This window comes from Streptomyces sp. NPDC107500 (assembly GCF_055582785.1).
On the sequence record NZ_JBVJPF010000008.1, the window covers coordinates 290,120 to 313,739 of the forward strand.

At 73.4% G+C, this 23,620-nt stretch carries 21 protein-coding genes; 9 read left to right on the plus strand and 12 right to left on the minus strand.

Features of this window, described 5'->3' with window-relative positions; genetic code table 11:
- The first annotated feature begins 50 nt into the window (after positions 1–50).
- Positions 51–1,250 carry a flavin-containing monooxygenase gene (locus tag ACZ67M_RS30550; protein WP_469853677.1) on the plus strand — a complete coding sequence of 400 codons (1,200 nt, stop codon included), beginning with the start codon at positions 51–53 and terminating at the stop codon, positions 1,248–1,250.
- On the opposite strand, the gene ACZ67M_RS30555 is transcribed toward ACZ67M_RS30550, so the two are convergent.
- Together ACZ67M_RS30555 and ACZ67M_RS30560 are read right to left on the minus strand one after the other, a co-directional pair.
- Positions 1,247–2,128, minus strand: coding sequence for a hypothetical protein (locus tag ACZ67M_RS30555; protein WP_469853678.1), 882 nt, complete (start codon positions 2,126–2,128; stop codon positions 1,247–1,249). The genes ACZ67M_RS30550 and ACZ67M_RS30555 overlap by 4 nt on opposite strands.
- 20 nt (positions 2,129–2,148) lie before the next feature.
- Positions 2,149–3,465, minus strand: a complete 1,317-nt coding sequence (locus ACZ67M_RS30560) for an MFS transporter (protein ID WP_385801945.1) — start codon at positions 3,463–3,465, stop codon at positions 2,149–2,151.
- 71 nt (positions 3,466–3,536) lie between these two features.
- Between ACZ67M_RS30560 and ACZ67M_RS30565 the strand changes: the two genes are divergently transcribed.
- Complete coding sequence (locus tag ACZ67M_RS30565) at positions 3,537–4,556, plus strand: GlxA family transcriptional regulator (protein WP_469853679.1); 1,020 nt, start codon at positions 3,537–3,539, stop codon at positions 4,554–4,556.
- A gap of 315 nt (positions 4,557–4,871) precedes the next feature.
- Here ACZ67M_RS30565 and ACZ67M_RS30570 read toward each other — a convergent pair whose 3' ends face one another.
- From ACZ67M_RS30570 to ACZ67M_RS30580, 3 genes are all read right to left on the minus strand, one after another.
- Entirely contained in the window at positions 4,872–5,357 is a 486-nt protein-coding gene (locus tag ACZ67M_RS30570) for an ATP-binding protein (RefSeq protein ID WP_469853791.1), read from the minus strand.
- Positions 5,358–5,855: 498 nt separating this feature from the next.
- Positions 5,856–6,368, minus strand: coding sequence for an EF-hand domain-containing protein (locus ACZ67M_RS30575; protein WP_361357518.1), 513 nt, complete (start codon positions 6,366–6,368; stop codon positions 5,856–5,858).
- 111 nt (positions 6,369–6,479) lie between these two features.
- On the minus strand, positions 6,480–6,860 hold the full coding sequence (locus tag ACZ67M_RS30580; RefSeq protein ID WP_122619774.1) for an STAS domain-containing protein: 381 nt from the start codon (positions 6,858–6,860) through the stop codon (positions 6,480–6,482).
- Between the two features lie 344 nt (positions 6,861–7,204).
- Here ACZ67M_RS30580 and ACZ67M_RS30585 point away from each other — a divergent pair, with 344 nt between their 5' ends.
- Together ACZ67M_RS30585 and ACZ67M_RS30590 are read left to right on the plus strand one after the other, a co-directional pair.
- On the plus strand, positions 7,205–7,798 hold the full coding sequence (locus ACZ67M_RS30585) for a sigma-70 family RNA polymerase sigma factor (protein ID WP_122619773.1): 594 nt from the start codon (positions 7,205–7,207) through the stop codon (positions 7,796–7,798).
- Complete coding sequence (locus ACZ67M_RS30590) at positions 7,795–9,138, plus strand: maleylpyruvate isomerase N-terminal domain-containing protein (RefSeq protein WP_469853680.1); 1,344 nt, start codon at positions 7,795–7,797, stop codon at positions 9,136–9,138. Before ACZ67M_RS30585 ends, ACZ67M_RS30590 begins: the two co-directional genes overlap by 4 nt.
- 168 nt (positions 9,139–9,306) lie before the next feature.
- Here ACZ67M_RS30590 and purU read toward each other — a convergent pair whose 3' ends face one another.
- Together purU and ACZ67M_RS30600 are read right to left on the minus strand one after the other, a co-directional pair.
- On the minus strand, positions 9,307–10,200 hold the full coding sequence (gene purU / locus ACZ67M_RS30595) for a formyltetrahydrofolate deformylase (protein WP_361357511.1): 894 nt from the start codon (positions 10,198–10,200) through the stop codon (positions 9,307–9,309).
- Positions 10,201–10,272: 72 nt separating this feature from the next.
- The gene (locus tag ACZ67M_RS30600; RefSeq protein WP_361357508.1) at positions 10,273–10,773 is read right to left on the minus strand and encodes an SCO4402 family protein; all 501 of its coding nucleotides are present in this window, start codon (positions 10,771–10,773) and stop codon (positions 10,273–10,275) included.
- A gap of 117 nt (positions 10,774–10,890) precedes the next feature.
- Between ACZ67M_RS30600 and ACZ67M_RS30605 the strand changes: the two genes are divergently transcribed.
- Positions 10,891–12,207, plus strand: coding sequence for an ABC transporter substrate-binding protein (locus ACZ67M_RS30605; RefSeq protein ID WP_467322495.1), 1,317 nt, complete (start codon positions 10,891–10,893; stop codon positions 12,205–12,207).
- A 30-nt stretch (positions 12,208–12,237) separates the two neighbouring features.
- Here ACZ67M_RS30605 and ACZ67M_RS30610 read toward each other — a convergent pair whose 3' ends face one another.
- Entirely contained in the window at positions 12,238–13,983 is a 1,746-nt protein-coding gene (locus ACZ67M_RS30610; RefSeq protein WP_469853681.1) for a hypothetical protein, read from the minus strand.
- A 201-nt stretch (positions 13,984–14,184) separates the two neighbouring features.
- Positions 14,185–15,570 (minus strand): transcriptional regulator, encoded by a 1,386-nt coding sequence (locus ACZ67M_RS30615; RefSeq protein ID WP_361357499.1) that lies wholly within the window; start codon positions 15,568–15,570, stop codon positions 14,185–14,187.
- A 312-nt stretch (positions 15,571–15,882) separates the two neighbouring features.
- Between ACZ67M_RS30615 and ACZ67M_RS30620 the strand changes: the two genes are divergently transcribed.
- From ACZ67M_RS30620 to ACZ67M_RS30630, 3 genes are all read left to right on the plus strand, one after another.
- Complete coding sequence (locus ACZ67M_RS30620; RefSeq protein WP_385801959.1) at positions 15,883–16,536, plus strand: bifunctional DNA primase/polymerase; 654 nt, start codon at positions 15,883–15,885, stop codon at positions 16,534–16,536.
- Positions 16,537–16,666: 130 nt separating this feature from the next.
- Entirely contained in the window at positions 16,667–17,443 is a 777-nt protein-coding gene (locus ACZ67M_RS30625) for an ABC transporter ATP-binding protein (RefSeq protein WP_392015702.1), read from the plus strand.
- Entirely contained in the window at positions 17,440–19,080 is a 1,641-nt protein-coding gene (locus ACZ67M_RS30630; protein WP_469853682.1) for a transporter, read from the plus strand. Before ACZ67M_RS30625 ends, ACZ67M_RS30630 begins: the two co-directional genes overlap by 4 nt.
- 20 nt (positions 19,081–19,100) lie before the next feature.
- On the opposite strand, the gene ACZ67M_RS30635 is transcribed toward ACZ67M_RS30630, so the two are convergent.
- The gene (locus tag ACZ67M_RS30635) at positions 19,101–19,970 is read right to left on the minus strand and encodes an alpha/beta fold hydrolase (protein ID WP_392015707.1); all 870 of its coding nucleotides are present in this window, start codon (positions 19,968–19,970) and stop codon (positions 19,101–19,103) included.
- A 480-nt stretch (positions 19,971–20,450) separates the two neighbouring features.
- A complete protein-coding gene (locus ACZ67M_RS30640) occupies positions 20,451–21,143 on the minus strand; it encodes a metal-dependent transcriptional regulator (protein ID WP_125494694.1) in 693 nt (230 codons plus the stop codon).
- A gap of 200 nt (positions 21,144–21,343) precedes the next feature.
- Here ACZ67M_RS30640 and ACZ67M_RS30645 point away from each other — a divergent pair, with 200 nt between their 5' ends.
- A complete protein-coding gene (locus ACZ67M_RS30645) occupies positions 21,344–22,099 on the plus strand; it encodes an SIS domain-containing protein (RefSeq protein ID WP_361357486.1) in 756 nt (251 codons plus the stop codon).
- Positions 22,100–22,121: 22 nt separating this feature from the next.
- Here ACZ67M_RS30645 and ACZ67M_RS30650 read toward each other — a convergent pair whose 3' ends face one another.
- Complete coding sequence (locus ACZ67M_RS30650) at positions 22,122–23,522, minus strand: PAS domain-containing protein (protein WP_361357483.1); 1,401 nt, start codon at positions 23,520–23,522, stop codon at positions 22,122–22,124.
- Between the last annotated feature and the right edge of the window lie 98 nt (positions 23,523–23,620).

A 23,620-nucleotide genomic window follows, 5' to 3' on the forward strand; every position in this document is an offset into this window, starting at 1 on the left:
TCCGGTCTTGACCGAGACCCATCAATCCGGAGCGCGATTACGCTCGCCGCATGGCCGACTCCACAGCGTCCGCTGAACCGCAGCCCGCACACCCCGCGGACCGCCCCGTGTACGTCATAGGCGCGGGTCCCGGCGGCCTCGCCGTCGCCCAGGCGCTGCGCGCCCGCGGCCTGCGGGCGGTGGTCCTGGAGCGCGCCGAACACGTCGGCGACTCGTGGCGGCGCCACTACGACCGGCTGCGGCTGCACACCACCCGGCGCCTGTCCGCGCTGCCCGGCCTCGCGATGCCGCGCAGGTTCGGGCGGTGGGTGTCCCGCGACGACGTCGTGCGCTACCTGGAGAAGTACGTCGAGTACCACCAACTGGAGATCGTCACCGGCGTCGAGGTCTTCCGCGTCGAGCGGGCGTCCGGCGGGGGCTGGCTGCTGCACGCCTCCGGTGGCCGCGAGCTGACCGGGTCCGCGGTCGTGGTCGCCACCGGGTTCAACCACACGCCCCGCGTGCCGGACTGGCCCGGCCGGGACACGTACACCGGCGAGTTCCGGCACGCCGCCGAGTACCGCGACGCGGCCCCGTACGCGGGCCGGGACGTCCTGGTCGTCGGGGTCGGCAACACCGGTGCCGAGATCGCCGTGGACCTGGTGGAGGGCGGCGCCGCCCGGGTCCGGCTCGCCGTGCGCACGGCGCCGCACATCGTCCGCCGCTCGACCGCCGGGTGGGCGGCCCAGTACACCGGCATCCTGTGCCGGCGGCTGCCGGTCGCGCTGGTGGACCGCCTGGCCCGGCCGCTGGCCCGGATCAGCGTGCCCGACCTGTCGGCGCAGGGGCTGCCGAGGCCCGGCACCGGGCTCTACAGCCGGGTGACCGAGGGTGCCATCCCGGTGCAGGACGTGGGTCTGATCGACGCGGTGCGGAGCGGCCGGGTGGAGGTCGTCGCCGCGGTGGACGGCTTCGAGGACGGCAAGATCCTCCTGGCCGACGGCACCCGCCTCGCCCCGGACGCGGTGATCGCGGCCACGGGGTACCGGCGGGGCCTGGAGGGCCTGGTCGGCCACCTAGACGTCCTCGACGACCGCGGCAGACCGCTCACACGCGGCGCCACCACCCCACCCGACGCCCCCGGCCTCTACTTCACCGGCTTCACCAACCCCATCAGCGGCATGCTCCGCGAACTGGCACTCGACGCGGAACGCATCGCCAAGAAGGTGACAAAGCACGAGGCGGACCGGGTGTCCCGGCTGCCCGGCTAGTCCCTGGTAAGGATGCGCAGGTCACCGGCGTCCGGGTCGCCGAACAGCACGAACAGCTCGGGATTCCGCTCGGTGCCGCCGATCGTCCAGTGCGTCTCCTGGCCGCACCCGCCGTCGAGGCGCACGAGGACGCCGTCGCGATGGCTGCCCGGCAGCTGGCTGTCCTGTTCGAACGTCCACGTGCCGGTCCCGTCGCACAGGGAGAAGTCCCCTTCCTGGTCGACGTCGTTGGAGGCCGGTACGCGGGTCAACTCGGCCCGGCCGCCCGGCGCCAGCCGCAACACGCCGCCGTCCTCATTGCGCCACTCCCCGGCGAGCCGCGCGGCGGACAGCCGAGGTGGTTCGTAGTCGCCGGCCAAGGAGGCGGCCGCCACTCCGCACACCACGAAGAGGACGAAGCTCGCGCCCACGGAACGGAGCCAGACACCCCCTCCTCCCCACGGTCGTCCGCGCAGGGCGTGGAGGACCAGCACCGGCAGGACACCGACCCCGGCGAACCACGGGAGGGTTTCGGTGATCGGCCACCCCCACAGCAGGAGCCCCAGAGCCGACCAGCCGGCGCCGATCAGTACGGACCCGGCCACGTGCCAGGCCCACTCGGGGCCGGGAGAGGTGCGGGGCCGCAGGCGGGCCAGGGCCGCGGCGGGTGCGATCTGCACGGCGGCGTGGAGGAGGCCGACGAGCGGCAGGATCAGCGGCACGCAGCAGATGCCCAGGTAGCCGCCATCCCCGTAGCCGTAGTCGTCCCGGCCCGCCTGCGTGGCGAACCACCACGCCATCCACACCAGCGGCGCCTGTCCCGCGCACAGCGCGATCGCCCGGTTCCACTCATCGTTGGGCCGGCGTTCCCCGGCCTCCCCCGTGCTCCCCCACCCCATGCCCGCACCCTACGACCCGCTCAAACCCCCGCCGCCACCCCAGTCGGCCGGCGTCGGATCACCAGGGCCATCAGGGCCGCCGCCGCGCACAGTGCGCCCGAGGCGTACCAGACGACGTCGTAGGAGCCGAAGGTGTCGCGGGCCACGCCGCCGAGGAAGGCGACGAGGGCGGCGCCCACCTGGTGGGAGGCGAGCACCCAGCCGAAGACGATCGCGCTGTCCTCGCCGTAGTGCTCGCGGCACAGGGCGAGGGTGGGCGGGACGGTGGCGACCCAGTCGAGGCCGTAGAAAACGATGAAGAAGATCATCGGGGGGTGCACGGTGGGCGCCAGCAGGATGGGGAGGAAGAGGAGGGAGACGCCGCGCAGGGCGTAGTACACGGCCAGCAGACGGCGCGGCTCGAAGCGGTCGGTGAACCAGCCGGAGGCGATCGTGCCGGCCACGTCGAACACCCCGATGACCGCGAGCAGCGAGGCGGCGGCCGTCAGCGGCATGCCGTGGTCGTGCGCGGCGGGCACGAAGTGGGTCTGGATCAGGCCGTTGGTGGAGGCGCCGCAGATCGCGAAGGTCCCGGCGAGGAGCCAGAAGGGGCCGGTGCGGACGGCGGAGAAGAGCACCGTGAGGGCACGGCGGGCGGCGCCGGGGACGGGCGCGGGCTTCTCGACGAACTCCTCGGCACCGTAAGGCTTCTGGCCGACGTCGGCCGGGTGGTCGTGCAGGAGGAGCCAGACGAAGGGGATGACGGCGAGCGCGGCGAGGGCGACGGTGACGGCCGCCGGGCGCCAGTCGTACGTCTCGACGATCCAGGACAGCAGCGGCAGGAAGATCAGCTGTCCGGAGGCGGAGGCGGCGGTGAGGACGCCGGTGACCAGCCCGCGCCGCTCGGTGAACCAGCGGTTGGTGACGGTGGCGGCGAAGGCCAGGGCCATCGAACCGGAGCCGAGACCGACCAGCAGGCCCCAGCAGAGGATGAGCTGCCAGGCGGAGTCCATCCAGACCGTCAGCCCGGAGCCGAGCGCGATCACGGCGAGGGCGACGGCGACCACCCGCCGGATGCCGAATCGGTCCATGAGCGCGGCGGCGAAGGGCGCGGTCAGCCCGTAGAGCGCGAGGTTGACGGAGACGGCGGCGCCGATCGTGCCGCGCGACCAGCCGAAGTCCTCGTGCAGCGGGTCGATGAGGATGCCGGGGAGGGAGCGGAAGGCGGCGGCGCCGATGATCGTCACGAAGGTGACGGCGGCGACCCACCAGGCGCGGTGGATGCGCGGGCGGCGGCGCGGCCCGGCGGGCTTCGGCCGGTGTACGGGTGCTGCGGCGGCGTCGGTTGTCTGGGTCACGTCATTGAGCTTCGGGCACCGGAACCGCCCGAACGAGTGGCCCGAAGGTCAGCGTTCGCTAGGATCGGGCCATGACGCCCGACAGCCCGTCCCGCCCGCACCGTGTCGTCGTCCTGGCCCTGGACGGCCTGCTCCCCTTCGAGCTGGGCATCGCGCAGCGCATCTTCGGCCTAGCCCGCGACGAGCGGAAACGCCCGCTGTACGAGGTGGTGACCTGCTCGGTCCGGCCGCCGGGCCCGGTCGAGACGGACGCCGACTTCGCGATCCTCGTCGAGAACGGCCCCGAGGCGCTGGCCACCGCGGACACCGTGGTCGTGCCCGCCTCCTACGAACTGGGCCCGGTCTACGACGACGGGGTGCTGACCGGGGAGCTGGCCTCCGCGCTGGCGCTGATCCGGCCCGGCACCCGGCTCGTGGCGATCTGCACGGGCGGGTTCGTGCTGGCCGCCGCCGGATACCTGGACGGCCGTCCGGCGACCACGCACTGGTCCTCCGCCGAGCACTTCCAGCGGCTGTTCCCGCGGATCAGGGTGGACGCCGACGTGCTGTTCGTCGACGACGGCGACGTGCTCACCTCGGCCGGGGTCGCGGCCGGCATCGACCTGTGCGTGCACATCGTGCGCCGGGACCACGGCACGGCGGTCGCCAACGAGGTGGCCCGCCGCACCGTCGTACCGCCGCACCGGGACGGCGGGCAGGCGCAGTACATCGAGCGGCCGGTGCCCGATCCGCAGCAGTCCTCCACGACCGGCGCCCGCGCCTGGGCGCTCGGCCGCCTGGGCGAGCCGATCCAGTTGCGGGACATGGCCGCCCAGGAGTCGATGTCGGTACGCACCTTCACCCGCCGGTTCCGCGAGGAGGTCGGCGTCAGTCCGGGCCAGTGGCTCACCCGGCAGCGGGTGGAACGGGCCCGGCACCTGCTGGAGTCCACCGCCCTCTCCGTCGACCAGGTGGCCCGGGACTCGGGGTTCGGCACGGCCCAGTCGATGCGCCAGCACCTCCAGGCGGCACTGGGCGTCACGCCGACCGCATACCGCAGGACCTTCCGGGCGGAGTTGTCCACAGCCTGTGGAGAACGAGTGCCCGGGTGAGGGGCGTACGGAGATGTGCCGGCCGGCGGCGCGGCGCTGTCGCCCCGAGCGCGGCATCGCGCGCCACCACCCGACTCCGGCGCTCCCGCCCGGCTCCCGTCGCCCCCGGGGGAACCGCCGCCGAATCACGACCCACACTCGTCGAGGGCCCCTCACCGGGCCCTCGACGTCCCCTCGCGGCGAATCGTTGTCTACAAGCGTGAGGAAGCGGTCACGATCCGTCAACCAGTCGGGCCGGTTTCATCCCTTGCGTCCACGTTCGTCGGGGACGCGCACGGAAGCACGCCCGGCGCACTGCCGCGTCACCGCCGGCCTCTACACGACCTCGTACGCGTACCCCTCGTACGCCACCGCGCCCCCGCACGCCGGGGCGGTCTCCTCGCGTTGGGCGCAGCGGTCCAGTTCGCACCAGATGCGCTTGCCGGTGCCCTCCCGGCTCCAGCCCCAGCGGTCGGCGAGCCCGTCGACGAGGGCGAGGCCCCGGCCGCCCGTCGCCTCGTCGCCCGCGCAACGGGGCACCGGGGCAAGGTCGCTGGCGTCGTCCACCTCGAGTCGCACGGTGGCCTCCTCGGGCTTGCCCGGCTCCCCCGGCTCCCCGGGCGCGGCCGCCGGCAGCACCAGCCGCAGCACGGCCGAACGGCCCGTGTGCACCACGGCGTTGGTGACCAGTTCGGAGACGAGCAGGACCAGCGTCTCGGCGAGTGACTCGTCGGCCCGTATCGCCGACCCGGCGAGCCGTGAGCGCGCCCACCGCCGGGCACGTCCCACTTCCGAGGGGTCGGGCCGGACCTCCAGCTGCACTTGAAGCATCTGCACCGCTCACACCATCCGAACCGGCGGACACAAAGGCTCGCGCCTCACGTGGGCCACGATCGTAGCCATTCTCAGCATGGCCAGATCAACGGCCGGGGACGGGATCACGGACCGTGATTCCGTTGTGGGACAGCATGGTTGACGTACAGTCACCCCAACAAGCGCTTCGGGCATATTCCAGCGCGAAGGAGTACCCGTGCGGCATACTGTGCGACGCGCATTCCGGGGAGTCGAACAGGCGGCGGCCGACGGCCTTTCCGCCCTGCGGGGCAAGGCACGCACCGCCGGTTCCGGAGCCGCCCACGGGGCTGCTCCGGCACGGCTGGCGCTCACGACCACTCGCATCCCACACAAGGTACCGGAGCGTGGCACCGACTCCGGTCCGTGACGGGTGACACGGTGGACACAACCCGGTATCAACGCTCAGTGACACCGCTCTGCCACGATCCGCGACATCCGCCGCTCGCCGGGTGCTTGCCCAGGTGCCTACTCGGGCACGGTGAAGTACTGCGCGAAGGCCGGGACGATCTCCGCCTCGCCCACCTTGTCGTCCCCGTCCGCGTCGAGACCGCCGGCGACCTCACGCGCGGTGTCCTCGGGCACGCCCAGCGCGGTGAGCAGGCGCGCGGTCTCCGCGACGGTGGCGGATCCGTCGCCGTCCGCGTCGGCGACGTACAGCGCGGCGTGCAGGAAGGGACGGGCGATCTCGGCGAACCGCTCCGGCTTGTCCCGCAGGCGCTTGACCGCCCCGGTGACGAACTCCTCACGGGTGATGCGCTGGTCGCCGTCCCGGTCGGCGATGCCCGCGAACCCCTGCCAGAGGGCCTCCGCGCCGCCGTAGAGGGCCTGGCCCTTGTCGGACCGGGCCGCGACGCCGAACTCGGCGAGCAGCGCCTTGGCCGCCCCGCTGAAGTCGGAACGGTCGATGTAGCCGTTGCCGTCCTGGTCGAAGATGCTGAACCGCGCGGCGATCCTGCGTTCGTACTCGCTGTTGACCATGGTTCTTCCGGCCGCCTCACGTCGGTGTCGGGTGCGTCTCGCCCGGAGCGTACGACGGCGGGCGCCGCCGCGGGCACGACTTACGCGGACAGGGGGTTGCGCGATCAGGGGTTACGCGGACAGCGGTCGCGGCTCGTCCCCGGTCGCCGAGGCGAGGTCGGGGTGGCAGTCGAAGAGCCGGCGTACTCCCAGCGCGCCGAGGACGCGGTTGACGTGGGAGCCGTCGGCGGCTCCCTGGGCCGGCAGTATCAGGCGCAGCCGGCCCTGGCAGGAGCGGATGAGCCGCCGGGAGGCGATGAGCACCCCGACGCCGCTGGAGTCGCAGAACAGGACCTCGGAAAGGTCCAGGACAAGGCTGTGCCGCCCCTCGGCGACCTCGTCGTGCACGCGCTGCCGCAGCACCGGTGACGTCACCAGATCCAGTTCGCCCGACACCTGGAGCACGGCCCACTGGCCCTGCTCGCCGCCGGTCACATTGAACGTCACCACCATGCCCTTCATTCGCCGGATCGTCTGGATTCACCCGAAACGGAAGCCGTGCCTTCGCTTCTTGGCCGCGCGCCTGCCCAGCCGCCGTTCCCGCAAACACCTGCCCGGAAACGGCGCCCGATCAGAAGAGGCTTGTTTCCGCCTGTTTCGATCCTGTTCGATCTCTTTCGGTCTTTCTCGATCGAATCTGGTCGCACGGTCGAGGGTAGTAGAACCCCTTATCACCCGTGACGGGCCGGGGGCGCACATTGCCACAAAGGGGCGTGCGCTGTCGGACGTGCCGACTACATTCGTGGAGAGAACGGCCGCAGGCTGGACGGCGGAGGGAACAGGGGGTGGAGGGCCGCATGGCGAAGAGGGACGTGCCGATGCGCTGGGACCGCAAGATGCAGCAGCGACTCGCCCGCGGCGAGGCCGCCGCCCTGGGCGAGCTGTACGACCGGTTCGCCTCGCTCGTGCACGGTCTGGCCCACCGCGTGCTCGACGACGAGCGGGCGGCCGACCGCATCACACGCGACGTCTTCGCCCACGTCTGGGAGCACCCCGACGCCTACGACCCCCGGCAGGGTCCGCTGCGCACCTGGGTCGCCACGCTGACCCACCGTTTCGCCGTCCAGCGGCTGCGGGCCACCGAGACGGCCGCCCTGGCCCGCGGGGGCCCGGGCACCGCCGAGGAGCTGGAGCTCAAGGTGCGCCACGCCTCGGTCGCCGCCCGCGCCGACTACATCGTCCAGTCCATGCCGGCCCCGCTGCGCGCCGCCCTGGAGCTGGCCTACTTCCAGCGCCGCGACTACCGCCAGACCGCCGCCGACCTCGGCGTCACGGAGGACGAGGCCCGCCGCCGCCTGCGCCTGGGCCTCCAGCTCCTGTCCACCGCCCGCGACGCGGCCACCGCCCCACAGCCGCCCGGGGCTCCGCCGGGATACGGGGGTGCGGCATGACGGCCCACGACGAGAACGCCGAGAACGACGAGGAGACCGCCGCGGACATGTCCGGCGGCCCCGGCGATCTCGGCGGCCCGGGCGCCCCCGGTGGTGCTGCCGGAATCGGCGGGACCGGGGTGCCCGGTGGCTCCGGCGGCTCCGGTGAGGGGGACGGTGGTGGGCCGCGGATACCGTTGCCCCGGGTTTCCGTCGAGGACGGTGGCCGGGCGCTGCCCGACGTGGTGCCGGCCGTGCTGGAGCACCACGTGCTGACGTCGCTGCTCGGGGCGTGGGCCCTGGCCGCCTGCTCCGCCGAGGAGGCGGCGGCCGTCGAGGAGCACATCGGGGACTGCGCCGCCTGCGCCGACGAGGCCCTGCGGCTGCGCGAGGCCGTGACGCTGCTCCAGCGACCCGAGAGCCTCGATCTGGACCCCGCCCTGCGCACCCGCGTCCTGGACGGCTGCCTGGAGCGGCGCCCGCCGCGCATCCCGGTGCCCGAGTGGGCCACCCCGTACGACGCCGAGACCGCACGGCTGGACGCGCTGCTCCAGGACATCGGGGACGCCGACTGGCACACGCCGGTCCGGCTGCGCTGGTTCGAGGACGACGGCCCCGCGAGCCGCCGCACCACGGTCGCCGGGGTCCTCGCCCACCTGCTGACGGTGGACGGCACGGTCGCCGTCGCCCTGGGCCTCGCCGACCCGATGGGGGACGTCACCGCGCCAAGCCGCGTACCGGCCGCCCGCACCGAGGCGTACTGGCGGGCCTCGCACTACCCGCCCACCCGCCTGGTTCGGGCGCCCTGGCGGGAGCAGAGCCACGGCATCGTGCGGACCGCGTCGTTCACCGGGGACGCGGGCGGGATGCCGGTCTCGTACGGCGACTTCGAGCTGCCCCTGCGGGACGCGATGCTGGACCGGGCCTTCGAGTGCTGGGTCCACGCGGAGGACATCGCCGAGGCGGTGGACTATCCGTACGAGCCGCCCGCCGCGCGCCATCTCAACCGCATGATCGACCTCGCGGCCCGGATGCTTCCGGGTGCGCTGGCCGCCCGGCGCCGGGCCGGTCTGGCCACGCCCGGCGTCCACCCGCACCTGGTCCCCGCGGGGGAGCCCGGGCGCAGCCTGCGGCTGGAGATCGAGGGTTCGGGCGGCGGTGAGTGGCTGATCCCGCTCGACTCCCCCGGCGCGGTGGGTTCCGCCGACCACGAGGTGGCCCATGTCGCCCTGGACGGTGTGGAGTTCTGCCGGCTGGCGGCGGGCCACGTGCCTCCGGCGGATGCGGCGGCCGGGCAGTTGGGGGACCGGGAGGCGATCAGGGACGTGCTGTTCGCCGCGGCGAGCCTGAGCAGGATGTAGGGGTGGGTGCCGGGTTCGTCGGCGGGTGCGGGTGATCGGTGGCCGGTCGCGCAGTTCCCCGCGCCCCTGAAGGGGCGTACACCGCACGTACCTCAAGGGGCGCGGGGAACTGCGCGAGCAACCACCCACACACCCGCACCCGCCGACACGACGGAACCGCTCGCCCCGCTAGGCGAAGACCACCGTCCGGCGCCCGTTCAGCAGAATCCTCCGCTCCGCGTGCCACTTCACGGCCCGCGCCAGCGCCTGGCACTCCACGTCCCGGCCCACCGCGACCAGCTGGTCCGGCGTGACGTCGTGGCCGACCCGCTCGACCTCCTGCTCGATGATCGGCCCCTCGTCGAGGTCGGCCGTCACATAGTGGGCGGTCGCGCCGATCAGCTTCACGCCCCGCGCGTGCGCCTGGTGGTACGGCTTCGCGCCCTTGAAGCTCGGCAGGAAGGAGTGGTGGATGTTGATGATCCGGCCGCTGAGCTGCTTGCACAGGTCGTCGGAGAGGACCTGCATGTAGCGGGCCAGCACGACGAGTTCGACGTTCTCCTCGCGCACGATCTCCAGAATCCGGGCCTCGGCCTCCGCCTTGGTGTCCTTCGTCACGGGAATGTGGTGGAAGGGGATGTCATAGGACCCCACCAGCTCCGCGAAATCGGTGTGATTGGACACCACCGCCGCGATCTCCACCGGCAGCGCCCCGATCCGGGCCCGGAACAGCAGGTCGTTCAGGCAGTGCCCGAACCTGCTGACCATGAGCACGATGCGCATCTTCTCGTCGGCCCGGTTGATCTGCCAGTCCATGTGGAAGGCGTCGCCGATCGCCGTGAAGCTGGCGCGCAGCTTGTCCACGGTCACCGGGGCGTCGGCCGAGAAGTGGACCCGCATGAAGAACAGACCCGTGTCGTGGTCGCCGAACTGCTGGCTGTCCTCGATGTTGCAGCCGGTCATGAACAGGTAGCTCGACACGGCGTGCACGATGCCCTGCTTGTCGGGGCAGGACAGGGTGAGGACGTACTGGTCGGCCGGTGCGGCGGCCGAGGGCACGGCGGCGGAGGACTGCTCGTTCATGCAGGACAGGGTCCCATATCCGGCCCACCGGCCCGAGCGCCGTCCCGCCAGGCGGACCGCCCCGGACCCGCCTCAGACCGCCCGCGTCATGATCTGCAGCAGCTCCAGCGAGCGCGGCTCGGTCTCCGGGTCCTCGCCGTCACTGGCGGCCAGCCGCACGTGCGCGTCGCGAGCGGCCCGTACCGCCTCCGGCCAGTCCGGGTGGTCGAGGTAGACGTTGACCGCCGCGTCCGGTCCCACCTGGTGCATGATGCGCAGGACCCGCAGCACGGCGGTGTCCACCAGCGCCGCCTCCTGCGAGTCGCGGAAGACCGTGCCGACGTACTTCTCGGCGGACCAGTGGTCCAGCCAGGTGTCCTCCACCAGCCGGTACACCGCGTCGGTGACGTCGCCGTAGCCGTCGACCCCGGCCAGCCAGACGTCCCGCTGGAAGCCGGGCGCGGAGAGCATGTGCAGCGCGGAGCGCACCTGACTGCGCCAGCGCCACCACGGCATGTCGTTGAGTGGCATGCCGCCCATGGTGGAGGAGCGACGGCCGCGACGGGAAGACTTCTCCGAACCTTGCACGGTCATCGATCGTACGTTCCTCCTCACGGGCGCCCCACCGGCCCCCGCAATTCACCTCCGCGTCACCACGCGTTGACCGCAAGTCACTTCCAGGTTGGCCGCGTGAGGGAATCGTGCGGGTACATGACCGGCAGGCGACCCATCCGCAGCGCACACCCCGGCGGCCTCCGCCGCCGCTTCCGGGCCACCCGCACCGGCGTCCTGTCCGCGGGCGCGCTGGTGGCATGCGCGTCGTTCGCCGCCGGCTGCGGGGTCGTCCCCGGTGCCACGGGGGGCGCCGGGGACGACCCGATCACCGTGATGACCTGGGCGCCGCAGGACACCGGCGCGACCAACAAACCCGGCATGCCCGCCCTCGCCCAGGCCTACGCCCGCTGGATCAACGACCGGGGCGGCCTCGACGGCCGGAAGCTCAACGTGCTCACCTGCAACGACCACAACGACAGCGTGACCGCCGCGAAGTGCGCCCGCCGCGCCGTCAAGGAGAACGCGGTCGCCGTCGTCGGCTCCTACAGCCAGCACGCCGACTCGTTCTTCCCCGTCCTCGAGGGCGCCGGCATCCCGTACATCGGCGGCTACGGCATCACGAACGCGGAGTTCACCAGTCCGCTGTCGTACCCGGTCAACGGAGGACAGCCCGCGCTGCTGGCCGGCCTCGGCAACGCGCTGGCCGGCCCCTGCGGGCCGGTCACGCTGGTGCGCCCCGACACGATCGCCGGCGACCAGCTGCCGGTGCTGCTCGACTCGGGCCTGACCTCGGGCGGGCACGAGCGGGCCCAGGACCAGCGGGCGGCGGAGGACGCCACGGAGTACGGCGGCCAGTCCCAGCGGGCGCTGGAGCGGACGGCCACCGGCTCCGCGGACCCCGGATGCGTGGTGCCCGTCCTCGGGGACCGCACCGGCACCTTCATGGACTCCTTCCGCCGGGCCCGCGAGGACCACCCCGAGGTACGCACCGCGACCGTGCTGGGCAGCGTCGACCAGAGCACGATCAACGCGAGCGGCGGGCCGTCCGGACCCTACGAGGGGGCCTACGTCACCGGCTGGTACCCGTCGGTGAGCGACCCCGCCTGGAGCGGGATGAAGAAGGTGATCAAGGAGGAGGCGTTCGGCGACAACAACGTCGACGCCGCGGACGCCGGGGTGCAGACCACCTGGATCGCGTACACCGTGCTCAGCGAGATCGTCGCGTCGCTCGGCGACGGCGAGGTGAGCGCCGGCTCCGTCCGGCGCGCCCTCGACGGCGGGCTGAAGGTCGGCACGGGCGGGCTCACGCCGCCCCTCCAGTGGACCTTCGCCGACAAACTGGCCTCCGTCGGCTTCCCGCGCCTGGTCAACGCCGAGGTCACCCTCCAGGTGGTGCGGGAGGGCCGCCTGGTCTCGGCCCGCCAGGGGGCCGTGGACACCACCCGCGTCCTTCAGAACGCCGACGTGACCTGAGCGGGCCGGGGGCCCGGCCCGCCCGCCGGGTCACAGCTGGGTGGGCCCGCGCTCCGTCAGGCCGTACTGCTTCGCGATCTTGTTCCACAGCCCCGCGGCCGTGGCCTTCTCCTTGCTCGCGGTGCCGCTGTCCCGGTTCCCGGCCTGCGTGTGGCTGGTGGTGCGGGCCGTGCCCTTCTTGCAGCCCTTCTTGCCGGCCGTCTGGTCGGCCCAGGCCGCGTAGTGGTTGTCGGCCGACGCCGAGGCCTGCCACGCCTTGTTGAGGGCGGTGGTCAGCTCGGTGTGCTGGGGCAGCTTGTCCACGGACAGCTTGGCGAGGCTCTCGACCAGCCCGGTGCGCTGCTTGGCGGCCTCGCGCAGGTCCTTGGCCGCCTGGGGCAGGTTGTCGCAGGACTTCACGTCACCGACGGCGTTGATCACGGTGGTCCGGCCGGTGCCGCTCTCGGCGAGCAGCTTGTCCAGCTCCACGGCCTGCTGCCGGACCGGGTCGGCGGACGCCGGGGCGGAGGCCGACGCGGACTCGGAGGCGGGGGCCGTGGCGGAGACCGGCTGGTTCTCGCTCTTCTCGTCGTCGCCTCCCCCGCCGGCCATCATCGCTCCGGCGCCGACCCCGACGACGGCGATGGCCACGCCGACGGCCGCGATCAGCGGCAGCCGTGAGCGGCCACCGCCGCCCCGGCCGCCTTCGTCGTTCCCGCGCCGCCTGCCACCGCCGCCGCCCGGCCCCTGGGGGGCGTACGCCGACTGGCCGGCCGCGTGGTGCGGCTGCGGCTCGTCGAAGCGGGGCATCTGCTGCGTGGCCGAGGCCGGGCCGTCGGCACCGGGGGCGCTGCGGAAGAGGTTGTCGAACTCGGCGGGCGGCTGCCGGCCCTCGTCACCGCCGGGCGCGGCGCCGTAGGGGGCACCGGCGGGGCCGCCGGGCACGGGCGCGATGTACTGCGTGGCCTGGGCGTCGGGGTGGGCGGCGGGAGCGGGCTGGTGTCCGGCCGCGGGCTGCGCGGGGTACTGCGGTGCGCGGCCGAGGAACTGCGTCGACTCGGCCTGCGCCTGCGTGGGTCTCTCCGGCGGCAGCGCCCCGGGACCCGCGGGCGGTATGTGCGGTATGTACTGCGTGGCGCCCTCGTCGGCGGACGCGGCGACCGGCGGTATGAACTGGGTCGCGCCCTCGTCGGCGGGCGGCAGCGGCGGGAACGCCTGGCCCTGGTGGGGCTGCGGCCGCGGTTCGGGCTGCTGGTGGGGCTGCGGCTGCGCGTACGGCGGCTGCGCGCCGTAGGACTGGTCGCCGTACGACTGGTCGCCGTACGACTGGTTCCCGTAGGCCTGGTCGCCGTAGGGCCCACCGGCGGCCGGGGTGCCGTACGCCGGGGGCTGCGCGCCCTCCGGGGGGAGCGGGCCGGGGCCCGCGCCGGTCGGGGGCGGCAGGGCTCCGTGCGTCTGCTGCTGCGCCGGCCCGGGCTGTGCGGGCGGCCAGGCGTGCGGCTCCGAGGGCTGCGCGGGCGGCTGGGGGGCCTGCTGCTCCGGGGTGCCCCAGGGCTGGGCGTCGGCCGGGGTGGACCATCCCTGGCCGGAGTGCGGGCTCTGCTGCTCGGGGCCCCAGGGCCGGTCCCACGCCTGGCCGCCGGGTGGCGCCGAGGCGGGCACGGGTCCGCCGGCCGACGGGCCGGCGGAGCCGCCGGTCATGCCGGGCAGCAAGGGCTCGCCACCGTCCGAGGGCAGCACGATGCCTTCGTGCGCTTGCCGCGCCGAGGGCTCCTCGCCCTGTCCACTCTGCGTCACCGGGACTCCTACGAATGGGGGACCTTCGGAATCGTCGGCTCACGCTACCGGGTCCCCCGAGCCCACTGCCACGCCGCATGGGGCGTCAACTCTTTCCCTGTGACGGCAGTAACAAAACCGGGCCGCGGCACGCTGTTCATGTTCCTTCGCGATCACCACGCCGTGGTTTCACGCGTGTTCACGCGTCCGCGGCCCGTCCGTTCACGCGGCGGCCTGCAGATCCAGCCGCGCCCCGAACTCCCTGACCACGGCTTCCTCCCGGTAGGGCTCCAACCGGGCCTGGAAGTCCTCCAGGTACTCGGCGCCCCGGTTGGAGCGCAGGGTGCCGAGGATCTCCACGGCCTTCGTCGCGGTGGTGCAGGCCTGTTCGATCTCCCGCTGCTGCACCTGCGCAGTGGCCAAGAGCACATGACCGATGGCCCGCCTGCGCGCCCGCGACTCCGGGTGGCCGTCCAGGGACTGCTGCGCGTACCGCGCCGCCGCGTCGGCCTGCCCGAGGTCCCGGTGACAGTGCGCCAACTCGTCGGCGAGGTACGCCTCGTCGAAGTGCCTGATCCACACCGGGTCGTCGCCGGAGGCCGGATCGGCCGCCTCCATCGCGCCGACCGCCCGCCCGGCCGCCTCGTGCGCCGACCGCACGTCGCCCAGGAGCGCGTGCCCGCGGGCCTCGGCGGCGTGGAACATCGACTCCGCGCGGGGCGTCACCCGGCCGCGCGCCCCCTCTTGCGCCGCCCGCGCCAACTGCGCGATCTCGCGCGGGTTTCCGAGCTGCGCGGCCAGGTGGCTCATGGACGCGGCCAGCACGTAGCCGCCGTAGCCGCGGTCACCCGCCGCCTGCGCGAGCCGCAGCGACTGGATGTAGTACCGCTGGGCGAGGCCCGGTTGGCCGGTGTCGACGGCCATGTATCCGGCCAGTTCGGTCAACCGGGCGACCGTGGCGAACAGTTCGCGCCCGACCGCCTCCCGGTAGGAGCCCGCCAGCAGCCCCGAGACCACGCTGTTCAGGTAGTGCACGAGCACCGGCCGGACGTGTCCGCTGCCGTACTGGTGGTCCAGGTCCACCAGCGCCTGCGTCATCGCCCGCACGGCCGCCACGTCGGAGGGCCCCACCCGCGGTCCGGCCGAGCGCGAGACCTGCGAGTCGGGGGCGGAAATCAGCCAGTCCCGGCTGGGTTCGACGAGCGCGGAGGACGCGACGGAGGAACCGGACAGGAAGTCCCGGCGCCCCACGTCGCTGCGCCACAGCTCGCAGACCTGCTCGATGGCTCCCAGCACCGTCGGCGAGAACTGGAGGCCGACGCCGGACGCGAGGTTCTTGCCGTTGGCCATGCCGATCTCGTCGATCGTGACCGTGCGGCCGAGCTTGCGGCCGAGCGCCTCGGCGATGATCGCCGGTGCCCGGCCCCGCGGTTGCTGTCCACGCAGCCAGCGGGCCACCGAGGTCTTGTCGTACCGCAGGTCGAGACCGTGCTCGACCCCGCACACGTTGACCCGGCGGGCGAGGCCCGCGTTCGAGCAGCCCGCTTCCTGAATGAGCGCTTGCAGTCGTTCGTTCGGCTGCCGCGCGACGAGAGGCCTTGCGGCCATGGCGTAACCCCCATGCGGTCTCTTGCGGTCTCGATGCTGTCCCGGCGGATCGTGGGACGAAGCGGATCCGGCCGTGAAGATCAATGCCCAGTCGATGTGCCGACAATGCGAGACTTGCGAAGCTTGCAATGCTTACGAGGATTGCCGGGGTAACGGACGGTGCCGGCCCCAGACGTGGCTACCCAGCTCCCGCGGCGAATCCTCCTGCGCGCCCCCACGTATGCGCCCGTGCGCCCCGGATGCGGGATCGATGCCCCTCCCCCGCGCACTCGACCCCCGTAACCCGGGGTGAGCACGGGAGTTGTGTTCCACGTGGAAGAGACCATCCAGGCCGCGGAAGCCGCCCAGATCCCGCAGCAGCGCGGCACATCGCTGCTGGAGACCGCCGTTCGCTACGCCGAGGAGCGCCACTGGGACGTGTTTCCCGGTACCTGGCTGGTAGCCGCCGACGGGGTGCAGCGCTGCTCCTGCGCGGACCCGGCGTGCGCCGCCCCGGGCGCGCACCCGGCGCGCGAGGACTGGGCGGCGCAGGCGACGGGCAGCGCGACCGTGGCCCGCCGGATGTGGCAGAAGCAGCCGACGGCGTCGATCCTGCTGCCCACGGGGCGGACCTTCGACGCGGTCGACGTGCCCGAGACCGCGGGGTTCCTGGCGCTGGCCCGGATGGAGCGGATGGAGCTGACGCTGGGGCCGGTGACGCTGACGCCGGACCGGCGGATGCGGTTCTTCGTTCTTCCGGGTGCGGGGGTGAAGGTGCCGGACCTCGTGCGGCGACTGGGGTGGGCGCCCCGGGCCCTTGATCTGGGGGTGCTCGGGGAGGGGGCGTACGTGGCCGCGCCGCCCACGCGGGTGGGGACGTGGGGGGCGGTGCAGTGGGCGTGCCGGCCGACGCCCGCGAATCGGTGGTTGCCGGATGTGGAGGAACTGGTGTCGCCGCTTGCCTATGCGTGCGGGCGGGAACGCTAGGGGCGCCTTCTCGTCTGCCGAGTCGCTGTCTCGTGGGCGACTGCGGGTGGTACCTGGCTGATCGCGCAGTTCCCCGCGCCCCTTCGGGGGCGCTCTTCCCCCGTAGGGTTCGAAGTCGACGGAGGGAGACGTGGTGAGTGACAGTGCGGTGCGGGTGCGGGGGCTCTGGAAGCGGTTCGGGCAGCAGATTGCCGTGGGTGGGATCGATCTGGAGTTGCCGGCGGGCAAGTTCATCGGGCTGGTCGGGCCGAACGGGGCCGGGAAGACCACCACTCTCTCCATGGTGACCGGGCTGCTGCGGCCTGATCAGGGGTCGGTCGAGGTGGTCGGGCACGATGTGTGGCGCGATCCGGTCGAGGTCAAGGCCAGGATCGGGGTGCTGCCCGAGGGGCTGCGGCTGTTCGAGCGGCTGTCGGGGCGGGAACTGCTGGGCTACACCGGCCGGTTGCGCGGGCTTCCCGGTGACGAGGTCGACAAGCGGGCCACGCAACTGCTGGACGTGCTCGACCTGACCGGCTCCCAGCACAAGCTGGTCGTCGACTACTCGACCGGCATGCGGAAGAAGATCGGGCTCGCGGCCGCCCTGCTGCACAACCCGGAAGTACTCTTCCTGGACGAGCCGTTCGAGGGCGTCGACCCGGTCTCCGCGCAGACCATCCGGGGCGTCCTGGAGCGCTACACCGCCTCCGGCGCCACCGTCGTCTTCTCCTCCCACGTGATGGAGCTGGTGGAGTCGCTCTGCGACTGGGTGGCCGTCATGGCCGCCGGCCGCATCCGCGCCACCGGCACGCTCGCCGAGGTGCGCGGCGAGGCGGCCTCGTTGCAGCAGGCGTTCCTCGAACTCGTCGGCGCCGGAGGCCGGGACGCCGGTTCCGACCTGGACTGGCTGGGCGGCGGGTCCCGATGAACACGCAGACCCCGCTCGTCACGCCCGGCACGTCCGCCGCGCCGGCCGCGCCCGCCTCCGTCACCGCCGTCTTCGTGCGGCTGAAACTGTCCCTGCTGCGCAACGGACTGCGGCAGTCCGGCGGGCGGCGGGCCGCGTACATCGCGTCGGCGGTCGCCGTACTGCTCTTCGCCGTGCTCCAGCTGATCGGCCTGATCGCGCTGCGCGGGCACGCGCACGTGGAGTCGCTGGTCGTCCTGCTGGCGGCCGTACTGGGCCTCGGCTGGGCGGTGATGCCGCTGTTCTTCCCGGGCGGCGACGAGACGCTCGACCCGACCCGGCTGGTGATGCTGCCGCTCAGGCCCCGGCCGCTGATCCGGGCCCTGCTCACGTCGTCGCTGGTGGGCACCGGGCCGCTGTTCACGCTGTGCATGTTCGCCGGGTCCGTGGCCGCGGTCGCGCACGGCGGGGCGGCCTACGCCGTCGGCGTCGTGGCGGCGGTGCTCGCGCTGCTGGTCTGCGTGACCCTGGCGCGGGCCGTCGCCGCGGCCAACGTACGGCTGCTGACCAGCCGCAAGGGGCGCGACCTGGCGGTGCTGAGCGGTCTGGTCGTCGCGGTCGGCGCGCAGCTCGTCAACTTCGGCGCGCAGCGGCTGGGTTCCTCCGGTCTCGAACAGCTCGACCCGGCTGCCGACGTGCTGCGCTGGGTGCCGCCCGCGTCGGCGATCGGCGCGATGGACGCGGCGAGCGACGGCGCGTACGGCACCGCCCTCGCCCAGCTCGCGCTGACCGCGGCGGCGCTGGTGCTGCTGCTGTGGGTGTGGGCCCGCCATCTGACGCGGCTGATGACCACGCCGGACGGCTCCACGATCCAGAGCGACACCCGGCCGGTGCGCGAGCGCGGCTCGTCGGGGCTCGCCCGGCTGCTGCCCGCGGGCCGCACCGGTACGACGATGGAGCGCACCCTGCGCTACGTGTGGCGCGACCCCAAGACCAAGGCGGCCTGGGTGACCTCGCTGGCCATCGGCCTGATCGTGCCGGTGTTCAACGCCTGGCAGGGCACCGGCTCGGTCTACTTCGCCTGCTTCGCCGCGGGGATGCTCGGCATCCAGATGTACAACCAGTTCGGACAGGACACGTCCGCGTTCTGGATGGTCGCGATGACGATCTCGTCGACGCGGGACGCCTACGTCGAGCTGCGGGCCCGCGCGCTGGCGCTGCTGCTGATCACCCTGCCGTACGCCACCCTCGTGACCGTCCTGACCACGGCGATGCTCGACGACTGGCCCGCCCTGCCCGAGACGCTGGGGCTCTCCTTCGCGCTGCTCGGCGCGATGCTGGCGACCGGCGCGTGGACCTCGGCGCGCTTCCCGTACTCCATCCCGCAGGAGGGGTACAAGAACGTCGCCCCCGGTCAGGTCGGGCTGGCCTGGATCTCGATCTTCGGCGGCATGGTGGGCGCGGCCCTGCTGTGCGCGCCCGTGATCGCGCTGACCGTCTGGCTGAACGTGAGCGAGGGCGCCGCGGACCTGGGCCGGCTGCTGCTGCCGGTGGGGACGGTGTACGGCGCCGCGCTGACGCTGCTCGGGTTGCGTCTCGCGGCACCGCGCACGGCGGAGCGGCTGCCGGAGATCCTCACGGCGGTCAGCAAGGCGTGACGGTCCCGCCCGGGGGGAGGTCAGCCCACCCTGAGCGTGTCCAGGAACGGCTCGATGGCCGCCCGCCACGCCTCCGGCTGGTCGTAGTGGACGAGGTGGCCGGCGTCGGCGACCTCCGCGTACTGGCCGCCGGGCAGCACGCGGACCATCTCCTGGGCCTCGGCGCGGCCCAGCTCGCCGTCGAGGCCGCGCACCACCAGGGTCGGGCAGCGCACCTGCGCCAGCTCCTCCCAGTGGGCGTCGTAGACCCAGGTCTCACGGGTCCTGAGCATCTGCTGCGGGTCGAAGACGGGGCGCCAGCCGTCCGGGGACTCGGCCATCACCTCGGCGTAGAACTCGCCGCGGGCCGGGTTGGGCCGCTCCACCCACGGGTCGTCCTCGCCGAACCACTTGCGGACGTCGGCGAGCGTGGCGAAGGGGACCGGCCAGGCGCGGAACCACTCGGTCCAGGTGTGCTGCGAGGCCGCGCCGAGGGCGGAGGCCCGCATGTCGCAGATGATCAGGCCGCGGACCAGGTCGGGGCGTTTGGCGGCGAGCTGCCAGCCGGTCAGCGCGCCCATGGCGTGGCCGATCAGGACGGCCGGGCCGAGGCCGAGCTGCTCCAGGGCGGCCTCGACGTCGTCGACGTAGGCCTCCCGGGTGTAGGAGCCGTGCGGGGGCTTGTCGCTGCGGCCGTGGCCGCGCTGGTCGAGGGCGACGGCCCGATGGCGGGCGGAGAGCCAGCGGGCCGTGGGGGCCCAGTGCGAGGCGCGGCCCATCAGGCCGTGCAGTAAGAGCACGCCGGGCTGGTCACCCGCGCCGTGCGTCCGGTTGGCCTTGGGAGGGTCGCCGAACTCCCACGCCGCGAGGCGTACGCCGCCCGCGCCGGTCACGTCGATGCGTCGCGCCATTGGTCCTGGCACCCCCAAGCTCCGCTCGGAACCGTGTCCTGCCTGCCGTGCCTTGCCGTACCTGTCCGCAGAGTATCGAATGCGTATTCGAAAGAGGCGTCTCGCCCAGCAACACCCCTCATTCGAGTGACACCCCTCGGGGATTGATCGCCGCTGCTCAGGGGAGATCTTCAACGGGAGGCGGGCCGCTCGGGGAAAACGGTCCGTGGGGATTGACCCTGAGAGCTCGGGGCTCCGGGTCAGCACAGGGGAGGACAGGCCCCGGCGCCACACGGCGCCGGGGCCCTCTCCGTCTCTCCGGCACGTCCCGCCCCCTCCCCGACCGGGCGACATCGCTGTCACGCGCGGCCAAGAGCCCCCTACGTCATATGCCTCACGGCACAGCCTTGCACGCCAAGCGTCCGGGCGCTGCGATTCGGCGCACAGGAACCCGAAACGACGGGATCCGTGCGCCGGCGCACGACCCCGCCCCCGGCGGACTCAGCGCTTGGCGACGAACACGTGGGAGGCGGTGTCCGACTCCAGCTCGGCGGCCTCGCCACCACTGCCCACCAGCACGCCACCCGCCGACTCGGTCACGCTCACCACCGAACCGGGCTGCACCCCCGCCCGGCGCAGCGTGTACATCAGCTGCGCGTCCGTCTGGATCGGCTCACCGATACGGCGCACGACGACCGTCTTGCCCTCCGTCCCCGGGTCGAGGTCGGCCAGCGAGACCATGCCCTCGTCCAGGAACGGGTCGGCGCCGTCCGCCTCGCCCAGCTCCTCCAGGCCCGGGATCGGGTTCCCGTACGGCGACTCCGTCGGGTGGCGCAGCAGCTCCAGCACGCGCCGCTCGACGGCCTCGCTCATCACGTGCTCCCAGCGACACGCCTCGGCGTGCACCTGCTCCCACTCCAGGCCGATCACGTCGACGAGCAGACACTCGGCGAGCCGGTGCTTGCGCATCACGCGCGTCGCCAGCCGCCGGCCCTCGTCGGTCAGCTCCAGATGCCGGTCGGCCGCCACGGACACCAGGCCGTCGCGCTCCATCCGCGCCACCGTCTGACTGACCGTCGGGCCGCTCTGATCGAGCCGCTCGGCGATCCGGGCGCGCATCGGGACCACACCTTCCTCCTCCAGCTCCAGAATGGTGCGGAGGTACATCTCCGTGGTGTCGATCAGTCCGGACATTCGTGCCCCTTGATGAGATTGCCGGAGGCCGCGGCCACCGGCGCGTGCGCTGGCCCTGGATTCAATTCTGACGCATACCACCGACAACCGTGCCGCGCGGTGCGAAGCCGGGCCCGCGGGGCCGCGCCACGCCGTATTGACACCGCACTGGTCCAGACCGCACCGTGATCCGCGACACAGGCACACCGAAGGGGTCCCGCATGAGCGACCGCAAGCCCGCCGGGCAGTTCCTCGACGCGGCGATCGACCTGCTGCGCCGCGTCCGCGACGAGGAGGCGGACGGCGTCGAGGCGGCCGGGACCCTGCTCGCCGACACCGTCGAGCGCGGCGGACGGCTCTTCGCCTTCGGCGCCGGCCACTCCTCCCTCGCCGCCCAGGACGTCGTCTACCGCGCCGGCGGGCTCGCCCTGATGAACCTGCTCACCGTGCCCGGCGTCGTCGGTGTCGACGTGATGCCCGCCACGCTCGGTTCCGCCCTGGAACGCGTCGACGGTCTCGCGAGCGCCGTCCTGGACTCCTCCCCGCTCCGCGAGGGCGACGTCCTGGTGATCATCTCCCTGTCCGGGCGCAACGCCATGCCCGTGGAGATGGCGATGAACGCCCGCGCCCTCGGCGTCCGCACCATCGGCGTGACCTCGGTGGCGTACGCGTCCGAGACGGCCTCCCGGCACAGCTCCGGCACCTTCCTCAAGGACCACTGCGACATCGTGCTCGACTCGAAGATCGCCGTCGGGGACGCGGAACTCACCCTCGACACGGTCCCGGTGCCCTTCGCCCCGGCCTCCACGGTCGTCACCAGCGCCCTCATGCAGGCCATGATGGCCACCGCGGCCGGCGCCCTCGCCGACCGCGGCATCGAACCCCCGCTGCTGCGCTCCGGCAACGTGGACGGCGGCCACGACTGGAACGGGCGCGTCCTCGACCAGTACCGGGACCGGATCTTCTACCAGCGCTGAGCCGGCCCGCGCGGGCACCCCGCTACCGCTTCTCCACCGCACCGGCCAGATCCAGCGCGGACGCGATCCGGACGGCCACGTCCTCCGCGTACATCGCGTCGGACCGCTCGAACGCGCTCCGTCCCGCGCCCCGCAGGAACGTCACCACGCCCAGCGTCCGGCCCCGGCTGCGCAGCACCGCGCACAGGCCGTGCACCGTGTCCTCCGGCCACTGCCGGGCCACCGCCCAGGCCCGCACCTTCTCGGGCGGCACCGCCCGCGCACCGGCGCTGGCCCGCACCGAGCCCGCCCGCTCCACACAGCTCACCGCCGGATGCCCCTCGCCGTAGCGCACCGGCATCCCGGCCGTCCCCGACGGCAGGCTCGGCCCCGGCGCGCCGGACGGCGTGGCCGCGACCCGCACCAGCCGGACCGGCACCGCCGCGTCGGTGTCCACGGCCCCGCCCGCCAGCCGGTCGATCAGCGCGTGGTCGGCGAAACCGGCCAGCGCGAAGTCCAGGTGGACCACCGCCGCCTCCGCCGGGTCCTCGCACTCCGCCGCCGCCCGCGCCGCCCGGTGCAGCTGATTGGCCCGGAACCGCAGCAGCGCCGCCTCCTGCTCGGCCTGCTTGGCCTCCGTGATGTCCTGGAACAGCCAGCCCACGCCCAGCGGCACCGGCTCCTCCGCGAGCGGCGACGCCAGCCGCACGAACCCGCTGCGCCAGCACCGCCGCCGCTCCCCCTCCGGCGTCCGCAGCCCCACCCACACCTCGGCGGGCCCGGGCGGCGCGCCCTCCGCCAGGACGTGCGTCAGCGCGTTCTCCAGGTCCTCCACGCCCTGCACGAGCAGATCGCCGAGCGGCCGCCCCAGCACCGAGGTGCGCCCGGCGCCCAGCGCGCGTGCGGCGTGCGCGTTGACCACGGCGGGGCGCAGGTCCGCGTCCACCAGGACGACACCCCAGCTCGCGTCCTCCAGCAGCGCCTCGCTCAGCGCGATGGACCGCTCCAGGTCGATCTGCGCGTGCACCTCGCTGAACGCGCAGTACACCCCCGCGGGCCTCCCGTCGGCGCCGCGCACGGCCGCGGACTGGGTGCGCACCAGCACCCGCCCGCCGTCCTTGGTCAGCAGCGCGAACTCGTGCACCTGCCGCCCCGGCGCCCGCATCGCGGACAGCAGCCGGTCCTCCACCTCACCGGCGTCCGCGCTGCGCACGGCCCACCCGGCGAAGCCCTGCCGGCCCACGGCCTCGGCCGCGCTCCAGCCGAGGATCCGCTCCGCCTCGCGGTTCCAGTGGGTGACCACGCCGTCCGCGTCGAAGGCGCACAGGGCCGCGTCCATCCCGTCGAGGAGCGCGGCCAACAGGTCCGCGCCGTCCCGCTCGGGCTGCTCCGGCTCGTCCGGCCCCAGCTCGTCGGTGGTCCCACTACGCCGGGAAGCACTCACCTGGACCCCCTGCAGGCTGCGTCCGCCGTACGGTACGTCGGTTCGCTCACTGGCCTTCATTCAACTCGAACGTGATGCAGCACACACCGAGTTCCCAC

What these genes read in the sequence shown, in the direction of transcription:
- ACZ67M_RS30550 (WP_469853677.1), top strand. Translation starts at nt 51, where the DNA reads ATGGCCGACTCCACAGCGTCCGCTGAACCGCAGCCCGCACACCCCGCG.
- ACZ67M_RS30555 (WP_469853678.1), bottom strand. Translation starts at nt 2,128, where the DNA reads ATGGGGTGGGGGAGCACGGGGGAGGCCGGGGAACGCCGGCCCAACGAT.
- ACZ67M_RS30565 (WP_469853679.1), top strand. Translation starts at nt 3,537, where the DNA reads ATGACGCCCGACAGCCCGTCCCGCCCGCACCGTGTCGTCGTCCTGGCC.
- ACZ67M_RS30575 (WP_361357518.1), bottom strand. Translation starts at nt 6,368, where the DNA reads ATGGTCAACAGCGAGTACGAACGCAGGATCGCCGCGCGGTTCAGCATC.
- ACZ67M_RS30580 (WP_122619774.1), bottom strand. Translation starts at nt 6,860, where the DNA reads ATGGTGGTGACGTTCAATGTGACCGGCGGCGAGCAGGGCCAGTGGGCC.
- ACZ67M_RS30585 (WP_122619773.1), top strand. Translation starts at nt 7,205, where the DNA reads ATGGCGAAGAGGGACGTGCCGATGCGCTGGGACCGCAAGATGCAGCAG.
- ACZ67M_RS30590 (WP_469853680.1), top strand. Translation starts at nt 7,795, where the DNA reads ATGACGGCCCACGACGAGAACGCCGAGAACGACGAGGAGACCGCCGCG.
- purU (WP_361357511.1), bottom strand. Translation starts at nt 10,200, where the DNA reads ATGAACGAGCAGTCCTCCGCCGCCGTGCCCTCGGCCGCCGCACCGGCC.
- ACZ67M_RS30600 (WP_361357508.1), bottom strand. Translation starts at nt 10,773, where the DNA reads ATGACCGTGCAAGGTTCGGAGAAGTCTTCCCGTCGCGGCCGTCGCTCC.
- ACZ67M_RS30605 (WP_467322495.1), top strand. Translation starts at nt 10,891, where the DNA reads ATGACCGGCAGGCGACCCATCCGCAGCGCACACCCCGGCGGCCTCCGC.
- ACZ67M_RS30615 (WP_361357499.1), bottom strand. Translation starts at nt 15,570, where the DNA reads ATGGCCGCAAGGCCTCTCGTCGCGCGGCAGCCGAACGAACGACTGCAA.
- ACZ67M_RS30630 (WP_469853682.1), top strand. Translation starts at nt 17,440, where the DNA reads ATGAACACGCAGACCCCGCTCGTCACGCCCGGCACGTCCGCCGCGCCG.
- ACZ67M_RS30635 (WP_392015707.1), bottom strand. Translation starts at nt 19,970, where the DNA reads ATGGCGCGACGCATCGACGTGACCGGCGCGGGCGGCGTACGCCTCGCG.
- ACZ67M_RS30640 (WP_125494694.1), bottom strand. Translation starts at nt 21,143, where the DNA reads ATGTCCGGACTGATCGACACCACGGAGATGTACCTCCGCACCATTCTG.
- ACZ67M_RS30645 (WP_361357486.1), top strand. Translation starts at nt 21,344, where the DNA reads ATGAGCGACCGCAAGCCCGCCGGGCAGTTCCTCGACGCGGCGATCGAC.